Raw genomic sequence first — 15,263 nt, 5'->3', positions numbered from 1 at the left:
GTCTATGCAGAAACTTCTGATCACCGGCGGGGCCGGCTTTATTGGTTCGCATGTTGTGCGCTTGTTTGTAAACAAGTATCCGGAGCGGACCATTATCAACCTGGATAAGCTGACTTATGCGGGTAATCTGGAGAACCTGAAGGACGTCGAAGGAAAACCGAATTATCGTTTTGTTAAAGGCGACATTTTAGACAATGCTTTTCTGGTGGAGCTTTTTAAAGAACATGCCATTGAAGGCGTGATCCACCTGGCGGCGGAGTCGCATGTAGACCGCTCGTTGCACAACCCCGCGGAGTTTGCGCATACCAACATTGTGGGTACGCTAAACTTACTGCAGGTCGCCCACGGCGCCTGGAAAGGGGCCACCGGCAAGCGGCGGTTTTACCACATCTCTACCGATGAGGTATATGGAACGGCCGATCAAGGAGAGTTCTTTACGGAAGAGACTCCCCTTGATCCCCGGTCGCCGTATTCGGCCTCCAAGGCCAGCAGTGATCACTTCGTCAGCGCCTATCACCACAGTTTTGGCCTGCCGACGCTTACCAGCCGTTGCTCAAACAATTATGGTCCCTTTCACTTCCCGGAAAAGCTTATTCCGTTGATGATCCACAACATCCTCAACAGTAAGCCCCTGCCAGTGTATGGTAAGGGAGAGAACATTCGCGATTGGTTGTTTGTAGAAGACCATGCACGTGCGATCGAGGCAATCTTTGAAAAAGGAAAAATCGGTGAGGTGTATAACATCGGCGGCAATAACGAGTGGAAAAACATCGACCTGGTAAATCTGCTTTGCCGTATTCTGGATAAGAAGCTGGGCCGGGCCGACGGCACATCTGCCAAGTTGATTGCATTTGTAACAGACCGGCCGGGACACGACCTACGCTACGCCATTGACGCGTCGAAGCTCATCAGTGAAACCGGGTGGCGACCCAGCGTCACCTTTGAGGAGGGCCTGGAACAAACCGTTGACTGGTATCTAAACAATCCGGAGTGGTTACAACACGTCACTTCGGGCGATTACCTGAAGTACTATAGCGATATGTACGGCAAGCGTATTTAGCAACCAAACCAAGAAAGCGCATGAAGGGCATTATTCTGGCCGGAGGATCGGGAACACGGCTGCATCCGCTCACCCTGGCCGTGAGCAAGCAGCTCATGCCGGTGTACGATAAGCCGATGATCTATTACCCTTTGTCGGCGCTGATGATGGCGGGAGTTCAAGATATTCTAATCATTTCCACTCCGCACGATATGCCCATGTTTCAGAAACTGTTGGGCGATGGGAGGCAGTTGGGATGTTCTTTCACGTATGCCGTGCAGCCTTCGCCGGATGGCCTTGCGCAGGCGTTTATTATTGGTGAGTCGTTTATTGGTAAGGATACAGTAGCCCTTATTTTAGGTGATAATATCTTTTACGGTTCGGGCATGCAGCGCCTGCTGCAATCGCACCGCGACCCGCAAGGTGGCGTGATCTTCGCATATCACGTGACGGACCCTGAGCGTTATGGCGTAGTGGAATTCGACGCCAACAAAAATGCAATTTCGATTGAAGAGAAGCCTAAACAACCCAAGTCTAATTATGCGGTGCCAGGCTTATACTTTTATGATAACGATGTGGTAGAAATTGCCAAGAGCCTCAAGCCGAGTCCCCGCGGCGAGCTGGAGATTACCGATGTGAACAACACATATCTCAAGCGTGGCAAGCTAACGGTGGCGCCTATGAGCCGCGGCACAGCGTGGCTGGATACCGGCACATTTGATTCGCTTATGCAGGCTTCCAATTTTGTACAAACCATTGAGCAACGCCAGGGCCTGAAAATCGGCTGTATTGAAGAGGTGGCGTATCGCATGGGGTATATTACCAAAGAAGCTTTGCTGGCACTGGCTAAGCCCCTTGAAAAAAGTGGTTATGGCACGTATCTGAAAAATCTGCCCACGTATCTCTAGCCACCATGACCTTACAAGAGGCCTTTACGGACGCAGTGCAGCGCTATGGCGGTGATCGTGCTGTGGCGGACGCCCTGTGGCAGGAGGCGATGCGGCATTATCAGTCGCGTGGGCGTACCTACCACACGCTGGCGCACCTGGAACAAGTGTACCGTGTGCTGATTCCTGTACAAGACCGCATAGACGATTGGGACAGCGTACTCTTTGCCATTTTATATCACGACTATATTTACGATGTGCACCGGCACGACAATGAAGAGAAAAGTGCTGACTTTGCCCGGGAGCGATTGGCCAGGTTGAATTTTCCACCCGAGCGAATTGCGCTTTGTGCCGATATGATCGTGGCGACGAAAGGCCATATGGCGGCCGATGTAAGCGACATCAATTACTTTACTGACGCCGACCTTTGCATCCTCGGTGCCGACGGGCCCGCTTACTCGGGCTACGCGATCGCGGTGCGGCAGGAATATTCCATTTATCCTGACATGTTATACCGCCCGGGGCGGCGAAAGGTATTGGAGCGTTTCCTGAAAATGGACCGTCTCTTTAAGACTGTCGAGTTCTACGAACGGTACGAAGCTCAGGCCCGGATCAACCTGGCGCGCGAGCTGGGCGGTGGAATTGTGTATTGATTTGGGTGCTGTCGGGAATTTTTTAGCACTAAATCTGTTTATTTGTCTGTTGATCCTTCCGGAAGAGCTCAGGCCTTCCAAAAAGTATTTCTTCAAAAAGGGCCGTTTTTAATCATTTTCAAAGAATTTTGCTATAAAAGTAAAAAATCATACTTTTGCGAAAGTTTCTGAGTATTCTTTTGGAGGGGACCGGTTAGTCCCCTCTTTGTTTATAGAATATTTTTCAAATGGATATAGCGGAAGAGATCAAGCGGATTGCCACATCGAAGTTGACGGATTCGAACCTGTTTATCGTCGATGTTATTGTTTCTTCCAAACGCGGGCCTCGCAAGGTGCTTGTGCTTCTGGACGGGGACAATGCCATCAGCATCGATGCCTGCGCTGAACTTAGTCGTGCGCTGGCGCAGGATCTGGACGAGGTGTCCTGGCTTGAAGAAGCTTACACGCTGGAAGTGTCGACACCTGGTGTTGATCATCCACTCAAGCTGCAGCGTCAGTATCCGAAGCATATCGGGCGTTCGCTGCGTGTGAAGCTGGCTGAAAAGACCGTAGAGGGGAAGCTGGTGGCGATCGAGGGCGAGAAGATGACGCTGGCGGAGGAGACGGGAAGCGGCAAAAAGAAGGTAGTAACGAACATAGACATCGTCTTTTCCGAAATAGAAAAAGCTTTGGTGTTAGTTAGTTTTAAATAAGACAAAACCATGGATGCACATGAATTAATTCAGTCATTTGCTGAATTTGCAAAGCAAAAGAACATCGACCGGCCCACCATGATCCGGATCCTGGAAGATGTATTCCGGAACATGATCCGTAAGAGATATGAGTCGGACGAGAATTTTGACATCATCATCAATGCGGACAAGGGCGATCTTGAGATCTACCGTGTGCGGGAGATTGTCGAAGACGACTCGGAAGACATCTGGGATTTTGACAAGATAAGTCTCTCGGATGCTCACAAGATCGAACCCGACTTTGAAGTGGGTGAGGAAGTTTCTGAGCAGGTGTACATCGAGGACTTCGGTCGTCGCGCTGTGACCACGGCCCGGCAGACGCTGATCCAGAAGGTGAAGGATCTTGAAAAAGATATTCTTTTCCAAAAGTACAAAGACCTGGTGGGCGAGATCATCGCCGGCGAGGTTTACCAGGTTTTGAGCAAAGAGGTACTGTTGACTGATGCCGAGAGCAACGAGATCGCGATTCCGCGGAGTGAGCAAATTCAGAAAGACCGCTACCGCAAGGGCGAGAACGTACGCGCCATTGTGCACAAAGTAGACATGGTCAACGGCAATCCAAAAATCATCCTGTCACGCACCTCTCCGGTGTTCCTGGAGCGTCTGTTCGAGCAGGAAGTTCCGGAAGTTTACGACGGCCTGATCACTATTAAGAAAGTTGTACGCGAGCCAGGCGAGCGTGCCAAGGTAGCGGTAGAGTCTTACGACGACCGTATCGATCCGGTAGGCGCTTGCGTGGGTATGAAAGGATCGCGGATTCACGCGATCGTGCGTGAGCTGCAGAACGAAAACATCGATGTGATCAACTTTACTGAAAACCTGGAGCTGTATATCCAGCGGGCACTGAGCCCCGCGAAGATTTCATCGATCAAGGTAGATAAGGATCACGGCCGGGTGTCGGTATACCTGAAGCCTGACCAGGTTTCCCTGGCCATTGGTAAAGGTGGTTTGAACATCAAGCTGGCAAGCCGGTTGGTGGGATATGAAATTGACGTATTCCGCGAACTGGCGGAAGGTCAGGTAGAAGAAGACGTTGACCTGGACGAGTTCTCAGATGAGATCGAGAGCTGGGTAATTGACGAGTTGAACCGTATTGGTCTCGATACGGCAAAGAGCGTACTGGCACTTTCAAAAGACGAGCTGGTTAGACGCACCGACCTGGAAGAAGAGACCGTAGAAGGAGTTTTAAGCATTCTGAGGCGCGAGTTTGAATGATGTTGCTGCGGAGCGCCCCTGCGTTTTTCATGAATGTAGGGAGTAGTCTGTGAACAATGCGTTAAATTACGCCCGAATGCCACTTTAGATTTTAAAGTCTTTAAAAAACAGGGATATTTGAATATGGCAGAAGAAAAGTTGATTAGGTTGAGTCAGGCAGCGAGGAAGCTTAATGTTGGCCACAACACCATTTTGGATTTCCTCGGAAAGAAGGGTTTTTCCATCGAGAATAACCCTAATGCTAAGCTTACGCCTGAGCAATTCAATCTTTTGTCCAAGGAGTTTGCCTCTTCGGCCACCGATAAGCTTGAAGCTTCCAGTCTTTCCATTGGGGTGAAGCATGTCGATAATGCGCAGGCAGAGAAAGACGCTGTTAAGAAGCGTAGCGAAGAAGAAGAGCGCATTATGATTAAGAACCTCGGCTCAAAACCAGAGGTGAAAGCCAAAGAAGAGCCGAAGGCGGAAAAGGTTACGAGCGACAAGCCGAAACTGGAAGGCATCAAAGTAGTTGGCAAGATCGACCTGGAGAAAAAGCCTGCTACCAAAGAGCCTGAAGAGAAACCGGTCGTTGAACCGGTCAAAGAGGTAGTGGTGCCAGTGGCCGAAGTTGAGAAGCCGAAGGTGATAGAAACGCCGAAGGTGGAAGAGAAGCCTGTCGTAAAAGAAGTAGTGGCAGAAGAGGCGCCGAAGAAAGTTGTCGAGGTTGAAAAACCAGTAGTGCCTGTAGCAGAAGTAGCGCCGCCCGTAGTCGTAACACCCGTACAGAAAGCGCCTGAAGTTGTTGTGCCGCCGGTTGAAAAACAACCTGAGCCGCAACAAGCGCCAGAATCAGAAGTTATCAAGGCACGGGCAGACCGGTTGAAAGGCCTGAAAGTGGTCGATAAAATCGAGCTGCCGGTAGATAAGAAGAAAGATGCCCCTGTGGCATCGTCTGACACGAAGGATGATCGCAAGGGCAAACGCCCGCGCAAGCGCATTGCGACCGATGACAAAAGTCCGGGCCAGCAACAAGGTCAGGGACAAGGCCAGGGTGGTGGTGTACGTCCGCAGCAAGGTGGCGGACCACGTCCCCATCAGCAAGGTGGTGGACCACGTCCTCATCAGGCGGCCGGCGCCGGCCGCGGTCCGCACCCCGCGCGTGTTCAGAAAGAGGAGCCTTCGGAGAAAGAAATCCAAGATCAAATCCGTGCTACGCTGGCCAAGCTGAGCGGTGGTAATAAGAAAACCAACAGCGCGAAGTACCGTCGTGAAAAGCGGCAGGCGAACTCCGATGCGCAAGAGCAGCAAATGCTGCAAGACATGGAGGCATCGAAGACACTGCGTGTGACCGAGTTTATCTCGGCAAACGATTTGGCGTCGATGATGAACGTTTCTGTGAACGAAGTCATTTCGACTTGCTTGAGCCTGGGTATGTTCGTGTCGATCAACCAGCGTTTGGATGCTGAAGCGATCACGGTTATCACAGATGAATTTGGTTACGCTGTACAGTTTACTTCTGCGGAAGAGGAGCTGGAAGTGGAGCAAGAAAATGAGCCGGAAGAAAACCTGGAGCCGCGCGCGCCGATCGTTACGATCATGGGTCACGTCGATCACGGTAAGACCTCATTGCTGGATTACATCCGCAATACCAAAGTTACGGCATCGGAAGCAGGCGGTATCACGCAGCACATTGGTGCATATGATGTGACGACCAAGAGCGGTAACAAGATTGCCTTCCTCGATACTCCGGGTCACGAAGCGTTTACCGCGATGCGTGCACGGGGTGCCAAGCTGACAGACATTGCTATCATTGTGGTGGCGGCCGACGACGACGTCATGCCGCAAACAAAAGAGGCGATCAACCACGCACAGGTGGCCGGTGTACCCATTGTTATCGCGATCAATAAAATAGATAAGCCTACCGCTAATCCCGACAGGATCCGCGAGGGACTCTCGAAGATCAACGTGTTGGTGGAAGAGTGGGGTGGTAAATATCAAAGCCAGGAGATCTCGGCGAAATCCGGTAAGGGTATCGACGACCTGCTGGAGAAAGTACTGCTCGAAGCAGAGATTTTGAACCTGAAGGCAAACCCTAATAAGCATGCTACCGGTTCTATTATCGAGGCTTCGCTTGACAAGGGACGTGGCTATGTAGCGACCCTGATGGTACAAACCGGTAAGCTGCAAGTCGGTGACATTGTATTGGCCGGTGCAAACTACGGTCGTGTAAAAGCGATGTTCGACGACACTGGTAAGAAAGTGGCGGTGGCCGGACCTTCTACACCGGTGGTATTGCTCGGTCTCGATGGCGCGCCGCAGGCGGGTGAGAAGTTCTCTGTTATGGAAACGGACCGCGAAGCCCGCGAGCTTGCAGCCAAGCGCAGCCAGCTGTTGCGCGAGCAGAGCATCCGTACGAAGAAGCATATTACACTGGACGAGATCGGTCGTCGTCTCGCGATCGGAAGCTTCAAGCAACTGAACGTTATCGTAAAAGGCGACGTGGACGGTTCTGTGGAAGCACTCTCCGACTCGCTGTTGAAATTGTCAACGCCGGAAATTCAGGTGGCGATCATCCACCGCGGTGTGGGTCAGATTTCCGAATCCGACGTATTGCTCGCATCGGCTTCCGATGCCATTATCGTCGCGTTCCAGGTGCGCCCTTCGGGAGCGGCCAAACGCCTGGCAGAAAACGAAGAGATCGAGATCCGTCACTATTCGATCATCTACGATGCTATCAACGATGTGAAGGCAGCCATGGAAGGTATGTTGGCGCCCGAAACCGAAGAAGTTATCGTGGGTAACGCGGAGGTTCGCGAAGTATTCAAGATCTCGAAGATCGGTACGATCGCAGGCTGTATGGTTACCGATGGTTCGATCAAACGCAGCAACCCGATACGCCTCATCCGCGATGGTATCGTGACCTATGCCGGCAAGCTCCACTCGCTCAAGCGTCATAAAGACGATGCCAGCGAGGTACGCTCAGGCTTTGACTGCGGTATTGGTATCGACGGCTTCAACGACATCCTGGAAGGCGATGTAATTGAAAGCTACGAGCAACGCGAAGTGAAGCGCACGCTGTAAGCGAATGTTAACAACGTATGGGCGGTCGTAAGAGGCCCATGAAAATAAGAAGAAGCCTGATCCTTTTCGATCAGGCTTTTTTTTCGAGGCATTGTGAAGGTAATAACAGTTTAGTTGAATGGAGTTTGTCGAGCAATACTGGGTTTACGGGCTGGGCTTTTTCGCCCAGTCGCTGTTCGGGTGTCGGCAGCTGGTGCAGCTTTTCTATTCCGAAAAGCAAGGGCGTGTAGTATCGCCTACGCTCTTCTGGCAGCTTAGCTTGCTGGGCTCTTTTCTCTTTTTGATATACGGTATCATTCGCGACGACGCGGTTATTATTCTTGGCCAGACCTTATCGTATTTCATTTATATCCGCAATCTGCAGTTGAAAGACAGCTGGAGGGTCATGCCCGTTGTGCTTCGGTTTTTCCTGATCATGCTGCCCATCTTTACACTGGTGTGGGTATTGGTTGTGTCTGAGGAGGCGATGACCAACCTCATGACGAAGACGGATTTTACACACCCGCTGCTGATCTTAGGGGCAATCGGTCAATTGTTGTTGAACCTGCGGTTTGTATACCAGTGGTATTATTCCGAGAAGTATAAAAAGTCTATTCTCCCGTTGGGTTTTTGGATCATCAGCCTGGTGGCGTCGGTCATGATCATTGTTTATGCGGCGTATCGTACACCGATTGATCCGGTGCTGCTGGTGGCGCAGAGCCTTGGCATTTTTGTGTATACACGAAATATTATTCTTCACGGTCGTGCCAAAGCGAGGGCACACGCTACCCCCTGATGGCAAACAGTAACGACTATACTTCGCTTCTTGCGGTCGCCGTTCAGGAGTTTATTCGTGCGCATGAGCATGATGACGAGCGACAGCTGGTGTTGAGACACAAGGCGATCGCAGGTGTACCGGCGGCGCGCGTGGCCGAACAGATTGCCGCGCGCCGGAAGGCGAAGGATAAGCTGCCGGGGTATTATCAGACGGAGGGTATTGTATATCCTCCTGGTATTAACCTGGAGCAGTCGTCTTCCGAACAGACTGCGCGCTATAAACAATACATCCTTCAGCGAGAGGGTGTTCCGCTGGGAACGGTAGCCGATCTTACCGAGGGTTTTGGCATCGATACATTTTTTCTCAGCCAGGCATTTCAGCATGTACACGCCATCGAACCTAACGAGTCGCTACAAACTATAGCCCGGCACAACCACGATCGCCTGGGTGCTCGAAATATACACTACTACAATACGACAGCCGAGGTGTTTCTCGGTGACGATCCGGCGGTGTTTGATTTGGTTTACATCGATCCGTCGCGCCGTGCGGGAACGCAGAAGGTGTTTAGGCTAAGCGACTGTATACCCGACGTGGCGACATTACAGGACCAGATCTTTGCGAAGACAAACGACCTACTGATAAAAGCGTCACCATTGCTAGATGTGCAACAGGGTTTAAAAGAACTGTCGTGTGTGAAGACCGTTTACATCGTGGCAGTAAATAACGAGTGTAAAGAGCTGCTATTTTTTTGTCGCCGAGGGTATACGGGTGCGCCTTTGATCGTCGCGGTTAATTTGAAACACGACGTGCCGGAGACCTTCTCCTTTACCTTGTCGGAAGAACAACAAGCGCAGGTGACCGACACGCCGCCTGCGTCGTACTTGTATGAGCCAAACGTGGCGGTGTTGAAGGCCGGAGCTTTCAAGCTCCTTGCCAGCCGGTATGGCGTATCGAAAATACAGATCAATACACACGTCTATACCAGTGACACGCTTGTGGAAGATTTTCCGGGACGCGTGTTTAAAGTGGAGGCTTTTGTGAGAAGCGATGCAAAAGAGGTGTTACCTTTCTTCCCCGAAGGCAAAGGGAATGTTATCACACGAAATTACCCGCTGGCAGCAGAGGCATTAAAAAAGAAGGTTGGATTGCAAGACGGTGGTGATAAGTACCTGGTGGCCTTCTCGGGCGCGGGAAGAAAATTCCTGGCGGTTGCCACGCGAATGAAATAGCGATTAATTTTGAGGGTTAATAAGTATTATGGTTCAATCTGGAACAGTCATTTTAAAGAAAGGAAAGGAGCACTCCATTGAGCGGTATCACCCCTGGATCTTTTCAGGGGCGATACAAGAATCTACCGGTTCGTTGACAGACGGCTGCTGGGTGGAAGTGTTGAGCTATAAAGGAAAGCGGCTTGGCTTTGGTCATTATCAGAAGGGTAGCATCATGGTACGGATGCTACAATTTGGTGCAGATGAACTGGGCGAGCATTTCTGGGAAAACAAGTTTCGCCAGGCATTGCAGCTACGGAAAAGCGCCGGTTTGCCGACGGAGACAACCAATGCCTTCCGACTGATCCACGGCGAGGGTGATGGCCTGCCGGGCCTTATCGTTGATTATTATGATGGTGTGGCTATTGTTCAGGCGCACGATGCGGGCATGCACGAAGATCGTCACCGTATCGCGGAGGCGCTGCTGAAAGCACTAGGCGCTGGGTTGCAGACGGTGTATTACAAGAGTCATGGCACGTTGCCTGGCAAGCTGCGCGATGAACACCATAACGAGTATTTGTCGGGTATGAGCGCGGTGCCGCATATTGTTGTTGAGCACGGAAAGAAATTTTACATTGATTGGGAGGAGGGTCAGAAGACTGGATTCTTTTTAGATCAGCGTGAGAACCGCCGGCTCCTGGGAGAGTTTAGTGCCGGTAAAACGGTGTTAAATACATTTTGTTATACTGGGGGATTCTCGGTGTATGCGCTGGAGGCCGGCGCACAGGTAGTACACTCCGTGGATGCTTCGGAGAAGGCCATTCAGCTGACACGCAAAAATTTGGAGCTTAATGGTTTTGATGCAGAAAAGCATTCTTGTTATGCCATCGACACGTTTGATTTTCTGGCGGACAAACATCATGCGTATGATGTCATTGTACTGGACCCTCCGGCGTTTGCCAAACACCGCGATGCACGTCACCAGGCAGTGCGTGGCTATCAACGGTTGAATGCAGAGGCAATGAAAGTGATTCGTCCAGGGGGTGTCATCTTTACCTTCTCCTGCTCGCAGGTTGTAGACCGGCAGCTTTTTTACGATACGATTGTGTCGGCGGCGATACAGGCGGGGAGGCAGATAAAGGTGCTGCATCATTTGTCGCAACCGGCGGATCATCCTGTTTCGATCTTCCATCCGGAGGGGGAATATCTTAAGGGGTTGGTGTTGTTTGTGGAGTAACATAAAACAGCGTGAGCGTGAACGCGGGAGCGAACACGCTCACGCTGTTTTTTCTTCGCACTGCTTTACTTTAGATATCGCAGAGCTTTACAGCAGCGGCCAGTGATGTCATGGGGTCTTTGGCCGGTATGAATTCCTGTGCGACGAATCCCTTGAAGCCGGTGGCAGCGATGGCTCGCATAATGGCTGGGTAGTATAGCTCTTGTGACTCGTCTATTTCGTGACGACCGGGTACCCCCCCCGTGTGATAATGGCCGATATATTTCTTGTGTTTGTTGATGGTGGCAATTACGTCACCTTCCATGATCTGCATGTGGTAGATATCATACAGTAGTTGGAAGTTGTCCATGCCGGTCTTTTCGGCCAGCTTTACACCCCATTCGGTGTGGTCGCACTGGTAGTCTTTGTGATCTACTTTGCTGTTTAGCAGCTCCATGCAGAGGGTGATGTTGTGTTTCGCGGCCAGTTTCAATACAGGCTCGAGTCCGCGGGCGCAGTTTTCCAATCCTTGCTCGTCAGTCAGTCCATTACGGTTGCCGCTAAAACAAATGACATTCTTGAGGCCGGCGTCGGCTGCTTTGGGAATGTTGAGGGTATAGTCTTTGAGGAGTTGCGCGTGCAGCGACGGGTCGTTAAATCCTTTTGTCAGGCCGATGGGGCTGCCGTAGGCCATGGCGCATGTCAGGCCGTGTTTCAAGGCTACAGGCCACTGCTCTGCGTTGAGGAGCTCGACCGATTTAATGCCCATGGCTTTTGCGGCTTTGACAAGGTCTTCCAGGGGCATGCCGTTGTAGCACCACTGGCATACGGAATGGTTGATGTTTCCTTTCATGGGTATGGGTTCAAGGGGCTGAGCAGACGATCCGAATGCCGGCAGTGCCAGCGACCCGATCCCCGCCACGGCCATAGTTTTTAATGCTTCTTTACGGTTCATGGTTGTAGGATAAGATATACGATTTACTACTTTACGTTTGAAAACCCAATGCTTGTGCCAAAAATGGAACGAGTTCCGGAAACGTTATTTTAACTGCGGCCGTCCTGACAGATTAATGGTTTGTATTTAAAAGAATGGCCCTAACTTGCAGGCTGCTTAGAAGACTATGATCCGAGTATACACCCTTCGACAAGGAAAGCTGGAGCAGCATAAAAACCCGCCGCACGAGGAGATCATGAAGTTGTCCAATATCATTTGGATAGACCTGCAGTCTCCGTCGCAACAGGAGAAGGTGTTTGTGGAGCGTAATTTTAAGATCGAATTCTTTACCCACCAGGAGGCACAAGAGATCGAAAGCAGCTCGCGATTTCTCGAAACGGAGGAAACTATCGAAATTAACCTGGGTTTCATCTCCAGTGACGTGGAGCTTTCGGTGCAGAACGTCACGTTCATTTTAAAAGGGAATATTCTCTTTACCTATCGCCAGGGCGATCTCAAGACATTTGCGGAAGCGGTGCGCAAGCTGAAGTCCATGAACGCCGAGACCAAAGAGCATGGCCTGGATATTTTCCTGACAATCTTAGAGAGCCGCATCGACAGCGACGCCGACCTGATCGAAAGCATCAACCGACGAGTTAATGCCATCAGCAAGGAGCTTATCGCTCGCGAGTCATTGAAAGAGGACATGCTGCTGAACATTGCCCAGTTGCAGGAGAACACCATGCTGCTACACGAAACCATCACGGAAAAGCAGCGGGTGGTAAGCTCCCTCATTCGTATCCCGGAATTCAACAAGATCGAGAACGAGCGTTTAAAAGTAATCATCAAAGATATTGGCTCGCTGTTGCAACACGCGCAGTTCAGCTCCGAGCGTCTGGAATACTTGCAGAATACTTTCCTGGGTCTCGTCAACATCGAGCAGAACACGGTCATTAAGATCTTTACGGTGGTGACCGTTGTGTTTATGCCGCCTACACTCATTGCGAGTATCTATGGGATGAACTTTAAGGCCATGCCTGAACTCGGGTGGACAGGTGGTTATCCATTTGCTATTGGGTTGATGATCTTCTCTTCGCTTGCCTTCCTTTGGTATTTTAAACGCAAGAAATGGCTGTAAGCCGGCACCGATCTGTATGCAGGAACTGAAGCATATTGCCATTTGTGGTAACATCGGGTGCGGCAAGACCACCCTGTCTCAAAAACTTGCACGACACTACGGATGGGAAGCGCTGCTCGAATCTGTAGAGGACAACCCTTATCTGCGCGATTTTTACGGCGACATGCCACGGTGGGCATTTCATGTACAAATTTATTTCCTGACAAGCCGGTTCAAGCAAGTGGCCCGTATACGCGCCAGTGAGAAGATCACGGTACAGGACCGTACCATCTACGAAGACGCTTACATATTTGCGGCGAATTTGCACCGTAGTGGCTTTATGTCGGAGCGTGACTATGCCTGCTACCTGGACACCTTTCAGTCGATGATCGCGTTTGTGCAGCCGCCCGATTTGCTGATCTATTTAAAGGCGGACATTCCCAAGCTGGTGCGTCAGATCGAAAAGCGGGGTCGTGATTATGAATATTCCATCCGGCTTGATTATCTGAAGAATCTCAACACACACTACGAAAACTGGATTCAACACTACAAGCCGGGCCGTTTGCTGATAATCGATGTGAACGAGCTGGACTTTGTTGAACGTATAGAGGATTTTTCTTTTATCGTCAATAAGATCGACCTCGAGCTGAACAGCTTATTTCATGTTTGATGTCATCCCCGGTATGATCTCTCTTTTTTCGTTTGAGCTTTCGGTTGCCGATCTTTTTATATTTTTCCTGGTAGCGGTCTTTATTGGTATGTCCAAGACGGGTGTACACGGCATGGGCATGATGGCGGTACCGTTGCTGGCATCGGTGTTTGGTGGTCAGCTTTCCAGTGGTATAATGCTGCCTATTCTTTGTATGGCCGATATCCTGGGCGTGGTGTACTACCATCGTCATGCCGAGTGGAAATACCTGCGCAAGCTTTTCCCCTGGGCGGTAACGGGTACCATCCTGGGCACGATTGTCGGCAAGAATATACCCGACGATGTATTCCGGCTGATCATGGCGGTGACCATCATCCTGATTGTAGTCATCATGATTTGGTTGGAGCACGGGCGGAAGGAAGATGTTCCCGACAGCCCCTGGTTTGCCGGACTTGCCGGAACTACCGGCGGCTTTACATCGATGGTGGGTAACCTGGCCGGTTCCGTCATGGCGGTGTATTTTCTTTCCATGCGTCTACCCAAGAATGTATTCATTGGTACGACGGCGTGGTTCTTTATGGTGATGAACTTGTTTAAGGTACCCTTTCATGTATGGAGCTGGCATACGATTACCTGGAATAGTCTCTTGCTTGATTTGATGACGTTACCGGCCATTGGCCTCGGCGCCTATATTGGTGTTGTCATCGTAAAGCATTTGAAAGACAAGACGTACCGTTGGTTTATCAAAGGCATGACAGTGCTGGCGGCGGTGCTTATGCTATTGCGTTAGCCCGTTTCCCTGTAGCCCGCCCGTGTGAATCGCGAGGATTCTGCTGCCGCGAGCGAAGTAGCCTTGTTGAACAAGATCATAAATGCCCCACATCATCTTTCCTGTATAAACGAAATCGAGCGGAATGTTGTGTTTAGCCTGGAAGCTTTTTATGAATGCAATCAGCGCATCATTCTTTTTTGCATAGCCACCCATGTGATATTGGTCGTTGATGTGCCAGGGGCGTGCGGGTTGACCGGCGTCCAGTAGCGTCTTTACCTCGTCTGTGAGAAAGCTTCCTTTGAGTGCTGAAAATCCGATGATCTCTCCGTAGGAAGCCCCTTGGATAATTCCCGCTATTGTACCGCCGGTGCCTACCGCCAGGCAGATATAGTCGAAAGGCTCGGTAGGAAATGTCGTTGCAAATTCGCGTGTGCCTTTTATGGCGAGTGCATTGGTGCCGCCTTCGGGTATAGTATAAAACTCGCCGAACTGTTCCTGTAGTGCTTTCAGAAACCCTTCTTTCGTCTTTTGGCGATATGCTTCCCGGCTACTGTAGCGCAAATGCATCCCTATGGCTTGCACAAAAGCCAGGGTGGGGTTAAGCGGTGTAGTTTCTTCACCGCGTACAACGCCGATGCTTTTCAGACCCAGTGCATGTGCGGCGGCGGCGCTGGCGTAGAGATGATTCGAATAAGCACCGCCGAACGTGAGCACGGTGTTATGGCCCTGTTGTTGTGCGGCTTCCAGGTTGTATTTCAACTTCCACCATTTGTTGCCGGAGATGTGCGGGTGGTTCAGGTCTTCGCGCTTTACGTGGAGCGTAACGCCGGCAGCTGCGAGCGCGTCGTCGTGGATCGGTATGACGGGAGTAGTATGATACGGTAGCAAGCTGCTGAATTTGGTCGAAAATAAGCAATTGGAACACGCGAGGCGGGATAATTTATTCTAATGAAATTAGTTGACAATACTAATTAAATTAGATAACTATGTGGTGTTGGTTACGGGTTATCAGAAAAGAGGACGAG

Annotated in this window: 14 protein-coding genes; 12 read left to right on the top strand and 2 right to left on the bottom strand. The window is 50.8% G+C overall.

Annotated features, from left to right (window positions below; genetic code table 11):
* Positions 1-4: 4 nt before the first annotated feature.
* The 9 genes from rfbB to K7P01_RS12150 all read left to right on the top strand — a co-directional run bounded on the left by rfbB (position 5) and on the right by K7P01_RS12150 (position 10,787).
* Positions 5-1,060, top strand: a complete 1,056-nt coding sequence (gene rfbB, locus K7P01_RS12190; RefSeq protein WP_267293303.1) for a dTDP-glucose 4,6-dehydratase — start codon at positions 5-7, stop codon at positions 1,058-1,060.
* Positions 1,061-1,080: 20 nt separating this feature from the next.
* Positions 1,081-1,947 (top strand): glucose-1-phosphate thymidylyltransferase RfbA, encoded by an 867-nt coding sequence (rfbA, locus tag K7P01_RS12185; RefSeq protein ID WP_267293301.1) that lies wholly within the window; start codon positions 1,081-1,083, stop codon positions 1,945-1,947.
* Positions 1,948-1,952: 5 nt separating this feature from the next.
* Positions 1,953-2,579 (top strand): HD domain-containing protein, encoded by a 627-nt coding sequence (locus tag K7P01_RS12180; RefSeq protein WP_267293299.1) that lies wholly within the window; start codon positions 1,953-1,955, stop codon positions 2,577-2,579.
* 227 nt (positions 2,580-2,806) lie between these two features.
* Positions 2,807-3,271: a ribosome maturation factor RimP gene (locus K7P01_RS12175; RefSeq protein WP_267293298.1), complete on the top strand. Its 465-nt coding sequence runs from the start codon at positions 2,807-2,809 to the stop codon at positions 3,269-3,271.
* A 9-nt stretch (positions 3,272-3,280) separates the two neighbouring features.
* Positions 3,281-4,525 carry a transcription termination factor NusA gene (gene nusA / locus K7P01_RS12170; RefSeq protein ID WP_267293296.1) on the top strand — a complete coding sequence of 415 codons (1,245 nt, stop codon included), beginning with the start codon at positions 3,281-3,283 and terminating at the stop codon, positions 4,523-4,525.
* Positions 4,526-4,648: 123 nt separating this feature from the next.
* Positions 4,649-7,585 carry a translation initiation factor IF-2 gene (infB, locus tag K7P01_RS12165; protein WP_267293294.1) on the top strand — a complete coding sequence of 979 codons (2,937 nt, stop codon included), beginning with the start codon at positions 4,649-4,651 and terminating at the stop codon, positions 7,583-7,585.
* Between the two features lie 118 nt (positions 7,586-7,703).
* Positions 7,704-8,360 (top strand): lipid-A-disaccharide synthase N-terminal domain-containing protein, encoded by a 657-nt coding sequence (locus K7P01_RS12160; protein WP_267293293.1) that lies wholly within the window; start codon positions 7,704-7,706, stop codon positions 8,358-8,360.
* On the top strand, positions 8,360-9,571 hold the full coding sequence (locus K7P01_RS12155) for a class I SAM-dependent methyltransferase (protein ID WP_267293291.1): 1,212 nt from the start codon (positions 8,360-8,362) through the stop codon (positions 9,569-9,571). Before K7P01_RS12160 ends, K7P01_RS12155 begins: the two co-directional genes overlap by 1 nt.
* 28 nt (positions 9,572-9,599) lie before the next feature.
* Positions 9,600-10,787, top strand: coding sequence for a class I SAM-dependent rRNA methyltransferase (locus K7P01_RS12150; protein WP_267293289.1), 1,188 nt, complete (start codon positions 9,600-9,602; stop codon positions 10,785-10,787).
* 70 nt (positions 10,788-10,857) lie between these two features.
* Here K7P01_RS12150 and K7P01_RS12145 read toward each other — a convergent pair whose 3' ends face one another.
* A complete protein-coding gene (locus K7P01_RS12145; RefSeq protein ID WP_267293287.1) occupies positions 10,858-11,721 on the bottom strand; it encodes a hydroxypyruvate isomerase family protein in 864 nt (287 codons plus the stop codon).
* Between the two features lie 166 nt (positions 11,722-11,887).
* Between K7P01_RS12145 and corA the strand changes: the two genes are divergently transcribed.
* The 3 genes from corA to K7P01_RS12130 are packed head-to-tail and all read left to right on the top strand — an operon-like array spanning position 11,888 to position 14,256.
* Entirely contained in the window at positions 11,888-12,838 is a 951-nt protein-coding gene (gene corA / locus K7P01_RS12140) for a magnesium/cobalt transporter CorA (protein ID WP_267293285.1), read from the top strand.
* A gap of 16 nt (positions 12,839-12,854) precedes the next feature.
* The gene (locus K7P01_RS12135; RefSeq protein ID WP_267293283.1) at positions 12,855-13,487 is read left to right on the top strand and encodes a deoxynucleoside kinase; all 633 of its coding nucleotides are present in this window, start codon (positions 12,855-12,857) and stop codon (positions 13,485-13,487) included.
* Entirely contained in the window at positions 13,480-14,256 is a 777-nt protein-coding gene (locus tag K7P01_RS12130; protein WP_267293281.1) for a sulfite exporter TauE/SafE family protein, read from the top strand. Before K7P01_RS12135 ends, K7P01_RS12130 begins: the two co-directional genes overlap by 8 nt.
* On the opposite strand, the gene K7P01_RS12125 is transcribed toward K7P01_RS12130, so the two are convergent.
* A complete protein-coding gene (locus K7P01_RS12125; protein ID WP_267293279.1) occupies positions 14,245-15,126 on the bottom strand; it encodes a 1-aminocyclopropane-1-carboxylate deaminase/D-cysteine desulfhydrase in 882 nt (293 codons plus the stop codon). The genes K7P01_RS12130 and K7P01_RS12125 overlap by 12 nt on opposite strands.
* Between the last annotated feature and the right edge of the window lie 137 nt (positions 15,127-15,263).

Source organism: Parachryseolinea silvisoli, from assembly GCF_021190955.1.
Classification (GTDB): Bacteria; Bacteroidota; Bacteroidia; order Cytophagales; family Cyclobacteriaceae; genus Ohtaekwangia; species Ohtaekwangia silvisoli.
The sequence above is the reverse complement of the archived record's forward strand: the minus strand, read 5'-3'. Positions and strand labels throughout refer to the sequence as shown.